Below are 20519 nucleotides of genomic sequence, written 5' to 3'. Positions count from 1 at the left end.
CTTGCGTTGAAAAAAATTTTCAACGTTCGATTGCGTTCATTTTACTCGTAAAAGCGACAGAAATCAACCGTCAACCTGTTCAAAAACGCGGTCTATCAATTGTTGCAAACGCAACCATTCAGTTTTTTCAAGCATTCCATTATAAAGCAATTTTTCATAAATTTTCGTACACTCGATAAAACCGTCAAGATTTAATTCTTCCGATACTTTTTCAGCAAATGTTGAATACGTTTCGGCTTCATGTCGTTCAAAGCCTTTTTTCTTGAGCTTTTTCAATAAACGTTCATATTGTGTAGGCACAATTTCAGCGATTGAAGGCTCGCGTCGTTTACGTTTATATAAGGTATACCCTGCTCCAACAGTTATGGCGACAAGAGCAATGAGGATTACCCACATTTTCCAAGGAGATGGACTAGCTTCAGACATTGGCTGTTGCTCTTCCTTCACTTCTTCTTGTGCACTTTCTACTTCTGGTGTTTCTTCTCGTTCTTCATGGAAATCGGCAGGATTCGTAAATGTGAGCGTCGGTTCGAATGGAACCCAACCTTCCTCTTTCATATACACTTCCACCCAAGAGTGAGCATCATTTTGGGTAATCGTATGAACGATCTCTCCCTCTTCATAATGTTGTTCACCAAATGCGTATCCCTTTGCCCAGCGAGCAGGAATGCCTAACGACCTCAACATGACGACCATCGAGGTTGAGTAGTTGTCACAGTAACCGACTTGGGATTCGAATAAAAATTGATCGACATAATCTTCACCGTCTTGAGGGACAGGAACGTTCGCCTTATCGTACACATAGCCATTTTCTGCGAAATAATGCTCCACGGCTTTCACTTGATCATATACATTGTCATACGGCTCTACAATGGATGTTGCGAGTTCTCGTACACGATTTGGTAAGCTATCCGGCAATTGTAAATATCGTCCTACTGGCTCATTCACATAGTCTTCTAATTGTAATGTGCGCATATAATCGACAGAGTATGCCTCTTTTCGAACGGTCACTTGATAAGTATTGACATCAACCGCTTCGTAACTCGCATAAGCGCGCATGCGATCATATTCTTCCTCTAACGTAAATGTTGCGGCACCTCCCCCATCCAAAGGAGTCGCCCCTTCCATTTGATATGGATACGGCGCATACGGTAACGAGTGGAGTAATTGAATCGTATATTTCTCATGCGGGCTTGTCGGTTCAGCAAATGGCAATGTGTTTTTTCGATGTTCTTCTTCCGTATTGGCCCAACCTTTCGATGTATACGTATCTTTCGTTTCAATTTTCCAATATTGTTTCGCTGGACCTTTCACTTTCATAACGACCGCGTCATTATCTTGAATCGTCCCTCCGAGTTGTTCATCATCCTCGCTATAGCCCGTCGCCCTCTCACCTTGCGCTTGTCGATTTGACAACAACATTTGATCTCCCGAAGTTGGCAAAGTAAAAGCAACACTCCAAACGACAACGACAGCTACTAATTGACTCAGAAGAGCTTTTTTCCACTGATTCGGTAAGTTTCGTTCGGACATGCGATACCAATACATCGCAATGAATATGACCAAGCAATAAGCCATCACTTTAGGAATGACGAACGTACTATCATACGTCCCATACATATGGAGAATGATGAAAAATGCCCAAGTGACGATGGCGAATAAAAAGAGGCGTTTCATACGGTCTGTCCAGTAATGGATAAAATACGTAAACATCCATAACAAAATAAAAAACAGGAACGTGCGAAATTCATTCGTTAACCATTCAATATCCCACATAAAAAGAAAAGGTACATTCCATTCATACTGTTCTTTCAAAAATGGCCAAACGTCTTGCCAACTCGCATATTCATCGAATATTTTTGTCGTTAATAAAACGGTCGCAATCAATTTCAACGGAAAACTAATAAACCAAGGGGTTCGCAAAAAGTATAAAGCTAAACTGAAAGCGACAAACAACATAAAATGAAAACGTGAGCCTGAATGGGTCACTTCTAAAATAGGGGTCAACCATTCGGATAAAATAAAAAAGCTGCTCATATAAATCACAAGACGTGAAAGTGCGGAGATCATTCGTTCTGCCTTCATGATGGATCCTCCTCACGCACTGGAATATACGCCATTTGCTGCAAGAGTTTCGGTCGCTCTTTAGCAACGACATAAATAAATATTTTTAAAGTAGAAGCCACTTGATAAAAAGGCGCTTCCGTCATACTCGTAATGAAAATCATCCCTTCGACTTGTCGCCACGCATCAGCTGACACACGGGAGGGAGAAGCGGTCGCTGTTGCTAATAAACGTCTCACTCGTTCATAAGTTACTGCATCACTCACTTCTACTTTTTCAATGTCATTTTGCATCGATTGATAGGTGAAAGAAATCCCTTCCGTATAAAAGTGAAACAGACAAGTCATCGCGAATGATAGGCGCTCCTCAAAACAATGTTCTCCATACAAATCAAGTCCAATTGTAATCGGAGAATGGACAGGTTCTTCATATTGCTTCGTCACAAACTCTCCTTGTTTAGCGGACATTTTCCAATGAATATCTTTTAACGGATCCCCTTGCACATATGTACGCAAATTGGACAAGTCTGTACCGTGAAGATGGCGTGGTTTTTCATATTTTGAGCCTTCCGTTAACAATTGTTGTTCTCGTTGAATATGACGTAAATACATCGCATTTACACGTGGATAAATATAAAATGCAGCGTCTGTTGAAACCTTTATTTCTTTGCGAATTAAATGAAATAAATCATGCGCTTCCCACGTAACATCGTGCAATCGATAGTGACCACGCATTAAATCCTCTAATGGATATTCCACTTTCCATTCTTTTCGAAAGCCAATATAAACCGCATACGATTTACTACGCGTCTCTCTTTGACTCCTCCACGTTTCTACTCCCCGAAGATAAAATAAGGGAAAGCGATTATTTCGACGGTATGTTTGACGAATGACACGTTGTCCTTGTTTTGGCGTTTCAACTACTTCTGTTTTAATGTCAATACGAGAATAAGGATAAATCGACAACAGAAGCGCATAAAGGATAAACGGAGTTAAACTGTATACGGTAAACAAAATAACAGATTGTTGTTCAATCCAACCAAGAATCCATAGCGCGATTAAAAATAAAGCTAATAGACTCGCTCGCCAATCAAATTTCATACAAATACTCCAACAGGTACGGGAGTCGTCACAATTATATCCGCTACAATCTGTTCCAATGTCATCCCTTCAAAGAGCGCTTCTTTCGTTTCATGAAGGCGATGTAAAGCGATGTAAGGAAATAAATATTGAATATCATCAGGCGTGACATACATGCGTCCCTTTAACGTCGCATATGCTTTCGTCGCATGTTGGAAAGCGAGTGCACTTCGTGGACTTAGGCCAAGGTCGAGTGAAGGATGAATGCGCGTAGAGCGAACGAGATCGAGTAAATAACGTTGCACTTGCTCATGGATTTTCACACCATGGACTTCTCGCTTCATCTCCATCAATGCTTCAATCGTCAATACAGGTTGCAACACGCTATTCTCCATATGATGGTTCAATAAAAACAACTCTTCTTCATACTCTGGATATCCCATCTTTACTTTAAATAAAAAGCGATCGAGTTGAGCTTCAGGTAAATCATACGTTCCGTGATGTGTCGCAGGGTTTTGTGTCGCCATTACAAAAAAGGGTTGAGGTAATGCATATGTAGCTCCGTCCATCGTCACACGTTGTTCTTCCATACTTTCTAATAAAGCAGACTGTGTTTTCGGTGAAGCGCGGTTCAACTCATCCGCTAACAGTACACTGCCGAAAATCGGCCCTTTTTTAAATTCAAATTGCTGCGTGGCGGGATTATAGATGGATACACCTAAAATATCGGACGGGAGTAAATCTGGTGTAAATTGGATACGTTGAAATGGCAGTTGCAAAGATTGTGCTAAAACTTTTACGAGCGCTGTTTTTCCCACTCCTGGAACATCTTCTAATAAAATATGTCCTCCGCTTAAAAGGGCGGTTAAACTCAATTCAATCACTTCACGTTTCCCTACAATGTGGCGTTCTATATTTTCAATCACTTTTTCCATTTGTTCAATAATCATTCATCCCTGCTCCTTTCAAAAAAAGAGTTTTCTGCCGCTAGACAGAAAACTCTCATGTTTAATCATTTCCAAAATGTATCAAAACGAGTTATCGGTAAGTGGCGTTTATGCATCGATTGTTCGTACAATTGTTCGATTCGTTGACGAGCTTTCGCAGAAACATCTTTACCTTCTAAATAATCGTCGATTTCGGCATATGTGACCCCAAGTGCTTCCTCATCTGGTTGAGCTGGGCGGTCTTCTTCTAAATCGGCTGTCGGAACCTTATGGTATAGGACGGGCGGACAATTCAAATGTTCCAAAATTTGAGCACCTTGACGTTTATTCAAATTAAAGAGTGGCATTACATCTGCACCACCATCTCCATACTTCGTATAGAAGCCTGTAATTCCTTCCGCCGCATGATCACTCCCGAGGACAATAGCTCCGCGCATCGCAGCGACTGAATATTGCACTTTCATCCGTTCGCGCGCTTTTTCATTGCCTTTTACGAAATCCGATACTTCAACACCCGCTTCTTTTAACGCTTGTACACTCGCATCTACTGCACGTTTCACATCGATCGTGAGCGTTTCGGTCGGTTGAATAAATTGAAGTGCGAGCTGACAATCATCTTCATCGAATTGTTTGCCATAAGGTAGACGCAGTGCGGTGAATGTATATTGTTTATCCTCTTCTTCATTTAATTCATCCACTGCCATTTGCGCGAGCTTACCCGCTAAAGTAGAATCTTGCCCACCTGAAATACCGAGGACAAACCCTGTTACAAATGGATAATGTTTGGCATAATCTTTTAAAAAATCGATAATTTTTCTCGTTTCTTCTGACGGATCAATTTTAGGTTGTACGTGATAGCGTTCAATCATTTCTTTTTGCACAGTTTATTCCTCCTTATAAGCGTGAACGAGCTGGTTAACTTCTTCAATGTTACGCATTTTATTATCCCAACATTTTTGACTTAAATCGACAGGATACTCTTCAGGATTCAATGAACGTTTGTATTCGTCCCATAGTAAGTTCAAATTCTCTTTTCCATAAGCGCGCATTTCTTCCAACGTTGGATTGTCATAAATGACTTCTCCTTGTTTCACGACATGCTTGTGTAAATTAACCGCATCAAAATTGGACACATATTTCGATAAATACGTATGCACAGGATGGAACATTTTCAATGTTTTTTCCGCTTGAGGATCTTCATCTTTCATCGTAATATAATCCCCTTCTGCCTTCCCTGTTTTACGATTGATAATACGATAGACATTTTTTTCTCCAGGTGTCGTCACTTTTTCGGAAGTTGAAGAAATTTTAATCGTATCTTCCATCATACCCTCTCGATTCTCAATCGAAACGATTTTATAGACCGCTCCTAAAGCAGGTTGGTCATAAGCTGTGATGAGCTTCGTTCCAATTCCCCACGTATCGACACAAGCACCTTGTGCTTTTAAATTCAAAATCGTATATTCATCTAAATCATTCGAAACGACAATTTTAGCATCGTGAAATCCTGCTTCATCTAGCATACGACGCGCTTCTTTCGATAAGAAAGCGATATCACCGCTATCTAAACGAATTCCTTGGAAATTAATTTTATCTCCGAGTTCTTTCGCTACACGAATCGCTGTCGGAACACCGATTTTTAACGTATTATACGTGTCGACTAAAAAGACACAATCTTTATGGCGACGTGCATAGGAATGAAATGCTTCATATTCGCTTTTATACGCTTGCACCATCGAGTGTGCATGAGTCCCCGCAACTGGAATTCCAAACAACTTGCCCGCTCGAACATTGCTCGTCGCTTCCAAACCACCGACAACTGAAGCACGAGCTCCCCAAATCGCAGCGTCCATTTCTTGCGCACGACGAGTCCCGAACTCCATGACGACTTCATCTTTTACGACTTGTTTAATACGGCTTGCCTTTGTGGCGATCAATGTTTGGAAATTGACGATATTCAAAATGGCTGTTTCAATTAATTGAGCTTCCGCGAGCGGTGCTTCGATTCGCATAAGTGGTTCATTCGCAAAGACGAGCTCCCCTTCGACAACGGAATACACATCTCCCGTAAAACGAACGGTCTTTAAATAATTTAAAAAATCTTCTTCATACCCGACTTGTTCTTTTAAGTAGAGTAAATCACTCTCTGTAAAACGAAATTCTTTTAAATAATCTAGCACGCGTTCTAACCCTGCAAACACCGCATAACCGTTTCCGAATGGCATATTGCGAAAATACACTTCAAAAATCGACTTGCGCTCATGCATCCCATCTGCCCAGTAAGACTCCACCATATTAATTTGATATAAGTCGGTATGTACCGCTAAACTATCGTCCTTATAATTCGACTTCATACGAATAAACCCCTTCTTCTGTACATTGTATTTGTTTCATTATACCCCTTTCTGTTAAAGCGTAAAAGAAAATGAAGCCTAGTTTTCTCAAAACTAAGCTTCATCGCTTCATTAATAATGGAAGTTTTTCACATACCCGCAATTTTGACATACGCGATGTGTTCGTTTTTCTTCATAGTCATGATCACAATTTGCTTGAATTCTTTGAAGTTGACCTTCCAATTGGCGTAACATTTGACGTTTTTCATGAATTTGTACAAGTAATTGATGCGCTTCGATTTCTTGTTTCATTTCATCACCTCAACTGTAAATTTTGCCACCGCTTTCTCTAAATTGTTCTGCTTTTTGTTCCAATCCTTCTTTGACGCGTAAACGCTCTTCTAATGAATCATCATCTGAATACTTTCTGATGTCATGAGAGATGCGCATACTACAAAACTTCGGACCACACATCGAACAAAAATGCGCAACCTTTGCTCCTTCTGCTGGCAATGTTTCATCATGGTATTCGAGCGCACGCTCCGGGTCTAAACTTAAGTTAAATTGGTCGCGCCAACGGAATTCGAATCGTGCTTTTGATAAAGCGTCATCGCGTTTTTGCGCTGTCGGATGCCCTTTCGCAAGGTCCGCCGCATGTGCCGCAAGCTTATACGTAATGACTCCTTCTCGCACGTCGTCTTTATTTGGTAAGCCTAGATGTTCTTTCGGTGTCACATAACAAAGCATTGCCGTTCCCATCCATCCGATCATCGCAGCACCGATTGCAGACGTAATATGATCATAGCCTGGTGCGATATCTGTCGTTAAAGGGCCTAATGTGTAAAATGGGGCTTCGTCACAAATTTCAAGTTGTTTGTCCATATTTTCTTTAATTTTATGCATCGGCACATGGCCCGGTCCTTCCACCATTACTTGCACATCATGCTCCCACGCAATTTTCGTCAATTCGCCTAATGTTTCTAACTCGGCAAATTGCGCTTCATCATTCGCATCGGCAATCGATCCTGGACGTAAGCCATCCCCTAGAGAAAAGGCGATATCATATTGTTTCATAATTTCACAAATTTCTTCAAAGTGCGTATATAAAAAGCTTTCTTTATGGTGAAGTAAGCACCACTGAGCCATAATGGATCCACCGCGTGACACGATTCCTGTGACGCGATTTACTGTCATCGGAATGTAGCGCAATAACACACCCGCATGAATCGTAAAGTAACTGACCCCTTGCTCAGCCTGTTCAATCAACGTATCTCGAAACACTTCCCACGTTAAATTTTCCACTAAGCCGTTCACTTTTTCGAGCGCTTGGTAAATCGGCACCGTCCCGACAGGCACAGGTGAATTACGAATGATCCACTCGCGTGTCGTATGGATGTTCTTACCTGTCGACAAATCCATAATCGTGTCCGCTCCCCAACGAGTCGCCCACGTCATCTTTTCTACTTCTTCAGCGATGGAAGAAGTGACTGCCGAATTCCCAATATTCGCATTAATTTTCACGTGGAAATTGCGTCCGATAATCATCGGTTCCGCTTCTGGATGGTTAATATTCGACGGCAATACCGCACGCCCTCGCGCGATTTCTTCTCGCACAAATTCCGGCTCCAATCCTTCACGAATTGCGACGAATTCCATTTCAGGTGTAATGATTCCACGTTTCGCATAATGCATTTGCGTCACGTTTTTCCCTCGTTTTGCGCGGAGTGGTTTTCGTTTACGCAATGGGAATACGTCATCTTCTTTTTCCTTCCCTGGACGGTATCCATTGTCCTCAGGCTTCACTTCTCGCCCTTCGTATTCCTCGACGTCACCGCGCTCTAAAATCCACTGTTCGCGAATGCGTGGCAATCCTTTTTCAATATCGATTTCATGTGTTGGGTCCGTGTACACACCGCTCGTATCATAAACACGAAGCGGTTCATTTGGTATTTCGCCTTGCTCTGTGATTGTCGGAGATAAAGCGATTTCACGCATCGGCACGCGAATATCCGGACGACTCCCCTCTACATAAACTTTCGTACTCGCTGGAAAATAATCGTGAATTTGAATTCCTTTTTGTTTTGCTGTCATGTTTTTCAGTCTCCTTCTTTATTTTGAGGTAGACCGCATGACTCGCACCATTCGGGACAATCCATACAAAAAAGCCAGGTCTAATGATAGTTAGACCTGGCACGTAAATAAACATACGCTTCGTATGTATTGTGTCATTAATAAGTACTTCCCCACGCTGGTATGAGCCAGATCAGGTCCAAAGAGTTAGGAAAATCGGTTCTCCCTCTCAGTCCGCCACTTTCGGACACCCCTAGTTTTCTATTGAGTTGTTGGTACACTTTCATCATGAATGCTCTACTTTTATTTGTCAAGCTTTACTTTTTATCCTAATTTCTTTCACTTCAAATTCATTATCGTAAAATACGAAAACATCGCCGACTCTTCTTCCTAAAAGTTGTTGACCGAGCGGGCTATCTACCGATAATTTATTCCTCTCAATATCCGCTTCCAATGAATGCACAAGTTGGTATGTTTCTACTTCCGACTCGCCATCTTCTAAAATATCAACATATGTGCCGAGCTGTGCAATTCCATCATTTGTAGGTTCAATCACTTCGATTTGTGTTAATAAAGCTTTTAATTTTTCGATTTTCTCTCGCACTTCAAAAGACTCTTCTAAATACTGGGCATACACAGGATCTTCTGAGAAATCACAAAAACCTCTCGCTTGTTTTACTTTTTGTTGAGATTTTTTTAATATATCATTTTCTAAAATAAGTAATTCATTTTCTAATTCACGTTTTCCTTCTTTCGTTAACTGAATGATGCGGTCCATTTTTGAATCCCTCCCACGACACGATAACATACTGCGTAAGTCGCAATCATAGTGAAAATCAAAATATGCCAGACGACAATCGCAAAAAGATGCGGTAAATACTGCGTGTTCACGTATACGAATAAAACTAATATTAGCGTATAAGCAAATGCGAGTAAATTGTAAGATAACCATTCCTGCGACACTGTGCTCGCAAATTTCGCAATAAGCGCATTGAAAGGCATAACGAGAAAAGTGTACATTGGAAGCACGATACAAATCACGATGATAAACACACGCCACATGGAGTTCATATTAAAAAACTCTGGATATTCTCGCTCGAGCGGAATAGATTGAACACTGATCGTCAAGACGAACGAAGCGATCAATGTCGCTACAACAATCGTTAAAAAATGTTTCCACATCTTTCTTTCACTCCTCTCATATCGTTAAACGCGGTAAAATAAATTCAATTTGAACTTCGTTAATGCGACGTCTTGAATAAATCGATTCATACTTCCGATAAAATTGGCTACATTCAAACAAATTCGCCTGCAATTCAGGAAAATGTTGAATAACAACGTTCCGCTGCATGACATCATCTAGCGGAAAATATCCTTGATGAAAATAATGAGGTTCGCTCGGTATCGTCATTTTAATCGATAAATACCATTCTTTATGAGAATAAGTGACCCGATTTTCAAACAGTAATAAACCGGGCTTTTTTTCAATACGCGCTCGTAAATGAGAGAGTACAAAACGTTCAAAGTGATCATGAGTTTCCATGTCAAATTCTTCATGAATCGACCACTGTTTCGCAATATGCTTCGCTACTTGCAATACTTCTTCTTCAGACATTTCTGAACGTTGAATATGCTTTTCATAAATTGCCATAATTTGTAATACGACATGTTCCAATTGGGACACTCCTCTAAAAAATCCACATTACTCTTCATTATAGCGAATATTTTCTTCGGATGATATTCATTTACTCGCCTTCGAAATAGCGAATCGCATACTGAGCAAAAATAGCAACGCCTAAATGCAACGCTTCTTCATCAATATCAAATTTGGGATGGTGGTTTGGATACGTAATACCCTTTGCTTCATTTTGAATTCCTAAACGGAAAAAGATTCCTGGCACTTGTTGTGCAAAGTAAGAAAAATCTTCTCCCCCCATACTCGGATTAACGATAGCGAGTGAGTCTTCCCCTAATACCGCATCCGTTGCTCGGCGCAAAGGTTCGATTAATGAAGGTTCATTATATACGGATGGATACCCTTCTTCATAGTCGAACGTATACGTTGCTCCCATACCGCTTGTAATCCCTTGGACATATTGTTCCATCGTTTTTTTCACAAGAGGTCGGAGTTCTGGATTCAACAGCCGAACGGTTCCTTCTAATTTGACGGACGGAGCGATGACATTGCGCGTGTACCCACCTGTAATCTTTCCAATCGTTATGACAATCGGCTCTAGCGGATCGACGACACGACTCACAACTTGTTGTAACGATGTAATAATTTCTCCTGTGATCGCAATCGAATCGATCGCCTGATGAGGATGTGCTGCATGACCACCGCGTCCGATAATCTCAAGATCGAAAGCGTCTGTACAAGCGGTCGCAAATTTGGGGGTCACCGTCGTCTTCCCTACAGGAGCTGTCGGATGTACATGCAATCCGATAATCGTATCGACATCTGGATTTTGCAATACTCCTTCTTCCACCATATGTTTCGCGCCGGCATACCCTTCTTCTGCCGGCTGGAAAATATAGACGATATTCCCTTCTTCTAATTCATATTGATCGAGTAAAGCGATCGTTCCTAATAAAATCGTCATATGCGCATCGTGACCACATAAATGTGCGACACCTGAAACCGTCGACTTATAGGGAACATCTTTTTCATCCATAATGGGTAAAGCATCCATATCGGCACGAATCGCTAATGTCCGGCCTGGGCGCTTTCCGCGTTTAATTACTTTCAATCCTGTCTTTGCGATATTCGGAATAACTTCCACATCATATTCCTTTAAAATATTTTGAATGTACTTGGATGTTTCCCATTCTTCAAAAGATAATTCTGGGTGTTGATGAAAATGACGACGCCATTTGACGAGCTGCTCTTGCAATTGTCTGGCGCTCGCTTCCACATGAAATTTCACTGTATTCCCCATATTTTCTACCCCTTCTCCACTTTCAAAAATTCTTACAATTCGAACATTAACAAAATAGTAGCTTATCTTTATTTATTCATATATAGTGTATTATTATACAATATTAAAACGAATAAGGGCGTGTTTCTTTTGAATTCTTATCCATTAAAAAACTGGTTACTTTTCCTTCTCCCTTCCGCGCTCGGGATTTTCCTCTTTATGATTCCGATTCCGTACGGAGAAGATGTGAAAGTACCGATTGCTATTCTCGCTGACTTATTAAACAATCAAATTGCTGAATATATGTCCATCATCGGACTCATTACGATGATTATCGCAGCACTCGGGTCTCTCGTCTTTGCCTTTGTCAAACCGACGCGTGAAACATTTTGGTCCAAATTATTTAACGTGACCCCATTCTGGCTCGTAACGAGAATTTTGGCAGCTATTTTTGCCATTGCCACGGTCTTCAAGTTAGGACCTGAAGCCATCTGGAGCGAAAATACTGGAAGTCTCCTCCTCAGTTCAGAAGGACTCATTACGTTTTTATTCACAGTATTTTTATTCGCAGGATTTTTATTACCATTACTTTTAAACTTTGGACTTTTAGAATTTTTCGGTACGTTAATGACGAAAGTGATGCGTCCTTTATTTAAACTACCAGGACGCTCCTCCATTGATGCGCTCGCTTCATGGGTCGGTGATGGAACAATCGGTGTCCTCATGACGAGTAAGCAGTATGAAGAAGGCTATTATACGAAACGTGAAGCGGCGATTATCGGAACGACTTTCTCTGTCGTTTCCATCACGTTTGCCATTACGATTCTCGATAAAGCTGGGCTCTCTTCTTACTTTTTACCGTATTACGGAACAGTAGCGCTCGTCGGATTCGTTCTTGCGGTCATTATGCCTCGTATTTTCCCATTAGCACAAAAAGATAATACGTATATTGATGGACGTCCCTTTGAAAATAAAGATGCAACACCGAAACATCCTGTTCGTACAGGTGCTCAATTAGCTTTGGAAGCTGCTAAGAAAAATAGCTCACTCGGACATACGGTTCGCTCTGGTTTTCAAAACGTACTCGATATGTGGATTGGTGTCATTCCAGTCGTTATGGCATTCGGAACAGTCGCTCTTATTTTAGCAGAATATACGAGCTTATTCTCGATTATCGGAAAACCGTTCGAGCCATACTTAAACTTATTAAATATCCCGCAAGCGGCTGAAGCAGCGCCACTTATGGTGGTCGGATTTACCGATATGTACTTACCGATCATTTTAGCGCAAGGAGTTATTACTTCACAATTAACGATGTTCGTCGTCGCGACAATCTCTGTCGTCCAACTCGTCTTCCTCGCAGAAGTCGGTGGCTTGTTACTCGGGTCAAAAATCCCTGTCAACTTCTTCGACCTCATCATCATTTTCATATTGCGTACAGTAATTGCCTTGCCGATTATTGCGGGCGTCGGTCACTTACTATTTTGATAAAAATGTCCTTTCATTCCACAAACGGAATGAAAGGACATTTTTTAGTCGATCGGCGTATGCTCATTCGTTTCTAATAACGTGCGACGTTCACCTGTCTTTTTAAATTGAATCGTCCAGTTCGAACCTGTGCCGATGCCATATGCTTTAGCGAAAGAACCTTGGTTGATCGCCACCCCTAAATTATCGAGAGAGTTCACGTAGACGAGCGCTTCTCCTAGTTGGCAATCCATAAAGGAGCGACCAAAAATCATCGTACTTTTATACACTTGACGCGTTCCATGCACAATCGTAACTTCCAATACATCTCCGTATTCAATCTGTTCTTTCACGCTTAAAAGACGCGGTACATTCGACCATAAATTTCCGAAGCGAACATCTAAAATATCAATCGTCCCTGTGATTTGGTCACCCTCTACGATTGCTTCTTGCTTCGGCAATTCAATTAAATCTTCCACTTGAATACGAGGGCCGACTTCTTCGAATGATATGACACCACTCGCTAAACGCGCGCCGGTATAAGCGTATACATCGCGACCATGGAATGTATAAGACTCTCCAGAACGTGGGAGGCGGTTTACCGTTTCATCGATCGTACGCACTTCAGCGATGCCGATCTCTTGTTTTAAATGTGTGAGCGTTCCATTATCTGGTGTAATGATGTAATGTCCTTCCACCGTTTTCGCTACGACGCTTAAACGTTTCGTACCGACTCCTGGGTCGACGACAGAAACGAATACCGTGCCCGCTGGCCAATAAGAAACTGTTTGATATAAACGATACGACCCTTCCCAAATGTTAAATGTCGGAATTTCATGTGTCAAATCGGAAATACGTAAGTCAGAATCGACACTATACGCAACACCGTACATCGCACTAACCGCCCCGTCACACAATCCGAAATCTGTTTGTAATACTAAATGTTGTTTTGTCATTGTTTTTCCCCCTATTTTAAGCAAATAAAAAAACGCCCTTATCGAAACGATAAGGACGTGGAATATACGTGGTACCACCTTACTTTGTGAATAATTCATTCACCTCTAAACACGCACTCTAGCTACTCGACTACTGTATGCGGTGGCAATGGTAACGGATGCCAATACCCGTCGGAACTTACTCGCAATTTGCTTTCGGCACGAGACTCTGAGGCCATTTTCAAATTTAGTCTGCTCTGCACCCTCTCAGCATACGGGCACTCTCTGTATTGAACTCGTAAATTTTACTTCTCTCATCAACGTCTTTATTTTTTTGCAATTGACAGTATTATAAGATAATTCAAATGACTTTGCAAGTGTTTTATAAAGCTGCGATAGAACCTCCGTCGATTAACATCGCTTGACCTGTAATGTACGTATTTGAAAATGACCCGAAGAAGACGACTGCTTGTGCGAATTCTTCAGGTGTTCCGTAACGACCGAGCGGTATGGAAGCAACCATTTCATTCTCTACTTCTTCCAAGTTCACACCTGTTTGTTCAGCGCGGCTTTCATTTAAACTTTGCATACGTGCCGTTCCAATTTTTCCAGCGCCTACTGTGTTCACTAAAATATTATCTTTCGCAAATTCACGCGCTAATGTTTTCGTCAATCCATATACGCCTGGACGAATCGAGTTCGATAAGACGAGCGAATCAATCGCTTGCTTAATCGAAGATGATGTTAAATTGACGATGCGCCCTCCCCCTTGCTTTTGCATGTAGGGAATCGCTAAACGACAAGTGCGTACAGCGCTCAATAAATTTTGCTCAAATGCTCCTTGCCACGCATCGTCATCCATTTCTAAAAACAGACCAGATGGTGGACCTCCCGCATTGTTAATTAACACATCAATCCGGTCATGTTTGGCGATGATGGCATTCATTAATCCTTGAATTGCCTCTCCATCTCGCATATTGCACACTCGGTAAAAAATTTGTTCATTTCCTGTTTGCTCGATGATGTCCTGGTGAGCTGCTTGCAACTTCTCTTCATTACGACTGCTGATCCAAACAACCGCTCCTTCTTTTGCATACTGTTTCGCAATCCCTTTCCCTAAGCCTTCGCTGCCTCCTGTTACGAGTACGATTCGATTGTTTAATTGTAAATCCATCCCTATTCCCCCTTCACTCATTTTGTCTTTAGATTATCATATACTGAGCATTCATACTGTTTTCTACACTTTTATTTACATTTTTATCTTGATTTCCCTTAATGAAAGCGTTATCATTCAAAGAAAGGAGGGAATGAAATGGTAAAAATCAAACATGCAATTCAAGATGACTATCCAGATGATTACGCTTGGTGTTACGGATGTGGACGACTGAATGAAACGGGGTTACATTTGCGCACCGGTTGGGATGGGGACCAAACGGTAACGATCTATGAACCACGTGAAGAACATAAAGCGATTCCAGGCTTTATTTACGGGGGACTTATTGCTTCTCTCGTCGATTGTCATGGGACAGGTTCTGCAGCACTCACCTTGCATCGTAAAAATGGACATGAACCTGGTGACGGAGTCGATGCACCACGTTTCGTAACAGCCTCACTACATGTCGACTACTTAAAACCGACGCCGAAAGATGTGCCTTTGAAAGCGGTTGGAACAGTGGAAGAAATTCATCCTAAAAAGTTTAAAGTATCGATCGACGTGTTCGCAGGCGACACGTTAACGGCAAAAGGGGAAGTTGTTGCAGCCGTTATGCCGAATACTTTTATTTCATAACGAAAAAAGAAACGTCGCGCTTGACGTTTCTTTTTTCGTTATTGATGAATCGCTAAATTTCGTAAGTTTTCCACCGCTTCTATGACGCTTTCTTGAATGCTCGGATGCGCTTGAACAGAGTACAGGACATCTTCTTCTTTCGCCACCATATCCAATAACTGTGTAAAATGAGCACTCAACTCAATCGCACCTTCTCCAATCATATGCAAGCCTTCAATCAATGTCGTCTCTTTGTTCGTAATGACCTTCACAAAGCCGTCCGTCGTGCCGTTAACTTTCGCGATTCCACTCGTCATTAAAGGAATTTGGGACGCGATGTGACGCTCGTCCATTTCTTGCTCGCGTAAACCGACCGAGACGACGGGTGGATTTGTATGCAAAATAAGAGGGAAAAATGGGCTTTCTTCCAACACTTCTTCTCCTACGATGATGCTCGCTAATCGTTTCGCATCCGCAATCGCACGGCTCGCTCCACCTTCTCGCCCCGTCATTTCTCCGAGCGCATAAATGTGATTTTGCGATGTTTCGTAACGCTCATTGACTGAAAGATCATCACCATTCATTTGAAAATTTAAGCGAGTGGCATTTAAAGAATGAAGGTTCGCTCGTTTCACACCTGATGTGTAAAGGGCGTCCGCTTCGATGATGACTCCGTCTTCTATTTTCACATGTACACGTTCTTCTACTAAAGTAGCTTCTAATTGCTCTGACGTATGCCATTTTATTTTCTTCTTTTTACTTTGGCGACGCAATTCTTTTTCAATCGATGAATCATACATAAAAGAATCAGGCTCTGCCACAATGTGCACATATACTCCGAGCTGCTTCATTGTAAAGGCGACTTCTAACGCATAGGGGTCGGCACCATAAATGATAAGTGAAGACGGGAGCTTATCGATTCCGTATATGTCGCCCCCGACGAAACAATGTGCCCCGAGTGGTTCGAATATTGATTCACGCTCTACACTCGCACCCGTCGCTAAAATGAGATGATCATATTCATACAGTTCGAATCGCTCCCCAATTTCAATCCCGATGCGATTTTCCCCTGAAAACATGGCTGTTCCTTCGATTTTTTCAATATCGTGTTTTTGACAAAGGGCTTCTACGCCTTTTGTCAGCTGGCTTTGAATTTTTTGTAGTTGTTGTTGTGCAGATTCCCATTGAAACGTCTGCCCTTCGATTTGAATTCCGTACATCGCAAGTTTCTGAAGGGATGCCCACTCTTTTGCCACTTTCGCAAAAAACTTAGAAGGGATACATCCTTCATGTAGACAACTTCCTCCGACTTGCGCTTTCTCCACTAATGTCACTTGTTGACCGAGTTGCGCTAAGCGAATGGCGAGTGTATACCCTGCAGGTCCGCCTCCGATGATGATACTTTGACGACGTTCTACTAATTCTCCTACGACCATTTATATCATCTCCAACATGAGCAATTTAGGGTTTTCTAATAAACGTTTCAGTTCGTTCGTAAATGCAATACCTGTCGCGCCATCGATGAGGCGGTGATCATACGATAACGATACATTCATCACTTGGCCGACGACAATTTCATCTTGGGCATTAACGATCGGTCGCTTTCGTATTTGATGGAGCGCTAAAAGACCTGTTTCAGGATAGTTAATAATCGGAGTCGCTCCTGTACTACCGAGCGGTCCGACATTGCTGATTGTAAAGGTACTTCCTTTCATCTCATGAAGCTCGAGTTGGCCATTTAATGCGCGTTCTGTTAAATGAGCGACCTCTTGATCTAATTGTTGAAGCGTCATTTCGTCCACATTCGGGAGCACAGGAACAATTAAGCCTGCTTCTGTATTCGTTGCGAGTCCTAAATGATACACATCGTATAAAATAATTTGTTCTGCTTCTTCATCTAATGTCGCATTGAAAATCGGAAACTTTTTCAACGCGATGGTCACCGCTTTATAAATGAAGGATGTGAGGCGTATCGAATGCCCTTCCTCTTTCAACTCATGGCGGAGTTCGAATAAAGCACTCATTTCGATTTCTTCAAAATGCGTCACGTGTGGAATCGTATAAAGTGAGCGAACCATTTGTTTCGCTGTCGCTTTTCGTATCCCTTTAAACGGAATGACATTCACACGCTCTTCTTTTTCCAGTGCAGGGGGTGACGCAATAGACGTTGTCTGCTCGGATACTTGTTCAACACTCGTTTCATCATATTGTAAAACGTCCTCTTCCGTAATTCTTCCGGAAGGATCTTTCGGAATCATTTGCTCGATATCGATATTTCGTTCACGAGCTAACCTTCTCGTATAAGGTGTAGCGAGTACGCGTTTCGGAATGGAAGTGTCTCGCTTCATCTCTTTAGATGGTTGTTCTGTTTTCACTTCGCTTTGCTCTTGCGTTTTATGTTCTTGTTCAGGCGCTTCTTCTTGTCCGCTATCGACTTTCACAAGTAAGTCTCCAACGGATACTTCATCCCCTTCAGCGACACATATTTCCGTCACCGTGCCTCCCTTTGGAGCCGTTAATTCAGCAATCATTTTATCCGTTTGTACTTCCAATACCGCTTCATTCGTTGCGACTTCATCACCAACCGCTACTAAAATACGAACAATTTCTGCTTCATGCATCCCTTCGCCTAAATCATGTAATCGAATGTCCATCTGCTTACCCTCCTTAATAAGTCATCGTTTCTCGAACCGCTTGCATCACTTTATCCACGGACGGTAAATAATCTTGTTCCATCGCAAAAAATGGATACGGTACGTCGTAACTTGCGACACGCGCAACAGGAGAACGTAAATAGAGAAACGCTTCTTCTTGAATTTGTGAGCTAATTTCTGCACCGAAGCCGCTCGTTAATTGCGCTTCATGCACAACGACGGCACGCGACGTTTTTTTCACCGATTGAATGATCAACTCTGGTTCAAATGGATAAAGTGTTCGCACATCGATCACTTCACACTGAATCGCCTCTTCTGATAAACGTTCTGCTGCCTCGAGTAAAATCGGCATCATCGCACCCCAACCGATTAATGTCACATCGTCTCCTTCTCTCCGTAATGCTGGCTCGCCTAATGGCACTTCATACATTTCTTCCGGTACTTCTCCGCGCGTTGAGCGATAGCTTCGAATCGGCTCTAAAAATAACACGGGATCAGGATCTTGCATCGCCGCAATCAACAACCCTTTCGCATCATATGGCGTCGAAGGAACGACGACTTTCAAACCTGGCATATGAGTAAATAATGCTTCCGTACTGTCCGAATGAATCTCTGGCGCTCTCACACCACCCCCGTAAGGCGCTCGAATGACGAGGGGTACTGTATATTTCGATAATGTGCGACTGCGAATGCGCGACACATGCGTCATCATTTGGTCATAAGCAGGGTAAATGAACCCGAGAAATTGAATTTCAGCAAGTGGTTTCATCCCATTTAATGCAAGTCCTGTCGCTGTTGCAATAATGCCTGACTCGGCAAGTGGTGTATCAATGACACGTTGTTCCCCATACTTTTCTTGTAAATGATCCGTCGCTCGGAAAACACCGCCGTTTTTTCCGACATCTTCCCCTAATATGACGACGCCTCCGTCCGATTGTAATAGTCCATCCATCGCTTGTTGTAGTGCTTGAATCATTGTCATCTGTTTCATGCTCGTCCACCTCTTTCGATGAATTGTCGTTTTTGTCTTTCCAAAGAAGAAGGTAAAGTAGCGTACACATGATCGAATAAGACGGATGCATCGGGTTTCGGATAGCGTTCCACTTCGTCAATCGCGCGTTCGATTTCTTCCAATACTTCACGCTCAATCGTCGCTGCCCACTCTTCGTCCCACCAACCTTCTTGTTTTAAATAAAGCGTCAATCGCTCAACAGGATCCACAAATGCTTCTCCTTCATGAGGTTCGCGATATTTGGCAGGATCATCCGCTGTCGTATGCGCTCCTTTTCGCCATGTTACCGCTTCGATTAACATCGGACCTTGTCCACTACGCGCATGCTCTACCGCACGTTTTGTCACTTCATACACCGCAAATACATCATTGCCATCTACTCGCACACTCGGCATATCGTAAGCGACTGCTTTTTGTGCAATCGTTTCTGAATTCATCTGCTTCGTAATCGGAACAGAAATCGCATAGCCGTTATTTTGATTAAATAATACGAGAGGGACTTGATACACAGAGGCAAAGTTCATTCCTTCATGGAAATCTCCTTCACTCGTTGCACCGTCTCCGAAATAAACGATTGTCACTTCTTCTTTTTCCTGTAATTTACTCGCCCATGCTACGCCGGCTGCTTGTGGAATTTGTGTCGCAATCGGAATCGCTGGGGCAAAGACTTTTCTCCGTTCATCAGGAATCGAACCGACGGGATGTCCTCCCCAATAAAGCAAAACAGATTCCATCTTCGCACCTGTCGCAATTAATCCACCATGCTCTCGGTAAGAAGGGAAAATCCAATCTTGCTTGTCTAGCGCCGTCAAACTCCCGACTTGCGCTGCTTCCTGCCCCTCATAAGGAACGTACGTACCAAGTCTTCCTTGTCGTTGAAGATGAATCGCTTGTCTGTCGAAAAGACGCGCCCGCATCATTTGTTCGTAAAAACGTTTCGCACGCTCTTTTTCCATCTGGCCATACGTGCCTTCTTGAATTTTTTCTCCTCGTTCATTCATCAATTGAAATAAAGGATAGTTCGTTTTCATTGTAAATCCTCCCTTGCTCATCTATTTAGTTATACGTTGCTCTCCACATTTCCTATAGACGTAAATGTCATCGCTTAAGCATGACATTTATCACAAATAGACATCAAAATAAATAGTAAGCGCTTACAATTAGTATTACACTAATTGTTACATATTTGTGAACACCCCGTCAATGAATTGGAAAATAAAAGTATATTCTGAATAGTTTGCTAATTTTACAACACAAAAAATCTCTCCCTCATTA

General features: G+C 42.1%; 19 protein-coding genes, 1 riboswitch and 1 other annotated feature. Of the genes, 2 read left to right on the top strand and 17 right to left on the bottom strand.

Annotation, left to right across the window (positions count from 1 at the left end; all coding sequences use genetic code 11):
- Positions 1–63: 63 nt before the first annotated feature.
- The 11 genes from IRY55_RS12815 to IRY55_RS12765 all read right to left on the bottom strand — a co-directional run bounded on the left by IRY55_RS12815 (position 64) and on the right by IRY55_RS12765 (position 11429).
- On the bottom strand, positions 64–2085 hold the full coding sequence (locus tag IRY55_RS12815) for a transglutaminase-like domain-containing protein (RefSeq protein WP_194563729.1): 2022 nt from the start codon (positions 2083–2085) through the stop codon (positions 64–66).
- Complete coding sequence (locus tag IRY55_RS12810) at positions 2082–3164, bottom strand: DUF58 domain-containing protein (RefSeq protein WP_194563728.1); 1083 nt, start codon at positions 3162–3164, stop codon at positions 2082–2084. Before IRY55_RS12810 ends, IRY55_RS12815 begins: the two co-directional genes overlap by 4 nt.
- A complete protein-coding gene (locus tag IRY55_RS12805; protein WP_194563727.1) occupies positions 3161–4093 on the bottom strand; it encodes an AAA family ATPase in 933 nt (310 codons plus the stop codon). Before IRY55_RS12805 ends, IRY55_RS12810 begins: the two co-directional genes overlap by 4 nt.
- A 62-nt stretch (positions 4094–4155) precedes the next feature.
- A complete protein-coding gene (nadE, locus tag IRY55_RS12800) occupies positions 4156–4959 on the bottom strand; it encodes an ammonia-dependent NAD(+) synthetase (RefSeq protein WP_194563754.1) in 804 nt (267 codons plus the stop codon).
- 15 nt (positions 4960–4974) lie between these two features.
- A complete protein-coding gene (locus IRY55_RS12795; protein WP_194563726.1) occupies positions 4975–6444 on the bottom strand; it encodes a nicotinate phosphoribosyltransferase in 1470 nt (489 codons plus the stop codon).
- Between the two features lie 111 nt (positions 6445–6555).
- A complete protein-coding gene (locus tag IRY55_RS12790; protein WP_194563725.1) occupies positions 6556–6735 on the bottom strand; it encodes a hypothetical protein in 180 nt (59 codons plus the stop codon).
- 9 nt (positions 6736–6744) lie between these two features.
- A complete protein-coding gene (thiC, locus tag IRY55_RS12785; protein ID WP_194563724.1) occupies positions 6745–8514 on the bottom strand; it encodes a phosphomethylpyrimidine synthase ThiC in 1770 nt (589 codons plus the stop codon).
- Between the two features lie 132 nt (positions 8515–8646).
- A riboswitch (TPP riboswitch) is annotated at positions 8647–8758 on the bottom strand.
- A 45-nt stretch (positions 8759–8803) separates the two neighbouring features.
- Positions 8804–9271: a GreA/GreB family elongation factor gene (locus tag IRY55_RS12780; protein ID WP_194563723.1), complete on the bottom strand. Its 468-nt coding sequence runs from the start codon at positions 9269–9271 to the stop codon at positions 8804–8806.
- Entirely contained in the window at positions 9250–9675 is a 426-nt protein-coding gene (locus IRY55_RS12775; RefSeq protein ID WP_194563722.1) for a hypothetical protein, read from the bottom strand. The genes IRY55_RS12780 and IRY55_RS12775 overlap by 22 nt, the downstream gene beginning before the upstream one ends.
- Positions 9676–9691: 16 nt before the next feature.
- Entirely contained in the window at positions 9692–10168 is a 477-nt protein-coding gene (locus IRY55_RS12770; RefSeq protein ID WP_194563721.1) for a hypothetical protein, read from the bottom strand.
- Between the two features lie 70 nt (positions 10169–10238).
- Positions 10239–11429 carry a M20 metallopeptidase family protein gene (locus tag IRY55_RS12765; RefSeq protein WP_194563720.1) on the bottom strand — a complete coding sequence of 397 codons (1191 nt, stop codon included), beginning with the start codon at positions 11427–11429 and terminating at the stop codon, positions 10239–10241.
- Between the two features lie 129 nt (positions 11430–11558).
- Here IRY55_RS12765 and IRY55_RS12760 point away from each other — a divergent pair, with 129 nt between their 5' ends.
- Positions 11559–12896: a YjiH family protein gene (locus IRY55_RS12760; protein WP_235961143.1), complete on the top strand. Its 1338-nt coding sequence runs from the start codon at positions 11559–11561 to the stop codon at positions 12894–12896.
- A 44-nt stretch (positions 12897–12940) separates the two neighbouring features.
- On the opposite strand, the gene IRY55_RS12755 is transcribed toward IRY55_RS12760, so the two are convergent.
- Together IRY55_RS12755 and IRY55_RS12750 are read right to left on the bottom strand one after the other, a co-directional pair.
- Entirely contained in the window at positions 12941–13831 is an 891-nt protein-coding gene (locus tag IRY55_RS12755) for an SAM hydrolase/SAM-dependent halogenase family protein (protein ID WP_194563719.1), read from the bottom strand.
- A 48-nt stretch (positions 13832–13879) separates the two neighbouring features.
- Positions 13880–14140 (bottom strand) — a binding site (T-box leader).
- Positions 14141–14192: 52 nt separating this feature from the next.
- A complete protein-coding gene (locus IRY55_RS12750) occupies positions 14193–14984 on the bottom strand; it encodes an SDR family oxidoreductase (RefSeq protein WP_194563718.1) in 792 nt (263 codons plus the stop codon).
- Between the two features lie 138 nt (positions 14985–15122).
- Between IRY55_RS12750 and IRY55_RS12745 the strand changes: the two genes are divergently transcribed.
- The gene (locus IRY55_RS12745) at positions 15123–15599 is read left to right on the top strand and encodes a PaaI family thioesterase (RefSeq protein WP_194563717.1); all 477 of its coding nucleotides are present in this window, start codon (positions 15123–15125) and stop codon (positions 15597–15599) included.
- A gap of 38 nt (positions 15600–15637) precedes the next feature.
- Here the strand turns inward: IRY55_RS12745 and IRY55_RS12740 are convergent, their stop codons facing one another.
- From IRY55_RS12740 to pdhA, 4 genes are read right to left on the bottom strand one after another with little or no spacing between them, the layout of a single operon-like run.
- Complete coding sequence (locus IRY55_RS12740) at positions 15638–17014, bottom strand: FAD-dependent oxidoreductase (protein WP_194563716.1); 1377 nt, start codon at positions 17012–17014, stop codon at positions 15638–15640.
- On the bottom strand, positions 17015–18232 hold the full coding sequence (locus IRY55_RS12735; RefSeq protein WP_194563715.1) for a dihydrolipoamide acetyltransferase family protein: 1218 nt from the start codon (positions 18230–18232) through the stop codon (positions 17015–17017).
- A 13-nt stretch (positions 18233–18245) separates the two neighbouring features.
- Positions 18246–19223, bottom strand: coding sequence for an alpha-ketoacid dehydrogenase subunit beta (locus IRY55_RS12730; RefSeq protein WP_194563714.1), 978 nt, complete (start codon positions 19221–19223; stop codon positions 18246–18248).
- The gene (gene pdhA / locus IRY55_RS12725) at positions 19220–20275 is read right to left on the bottom strand and encodes a pyruvate dehydrogenase (acetyl-transferring) E1 component subunit alpha (RefSeq protein ID WP_194563713.1); all 1056 of its coding nucleotides are present in this window, start codon (positions 20273–20275) and stop codon (positions 19220–19222) included. Before pdhA ends, IRY55_RS12730 begins: the two co-directional genes overlap by 4 nt.
- Positions 20276–20519 lie beyond the last annotated feature (244 nt).

The organism is Savagea serpentis (genome assembly GCF_015351395.1).
In the GTDB taxonomy this organism is placed as follows: domain Bacteria; phylum Bacillota; class Bacilli; order Bacillales_A; family Planococcaceae; genus Savagea; species Savagea serpentis.
Note: the sequence above shows the minus strand (reverse complement) of the source record. Positions and strands in the feature narration are given on the sequence as shown.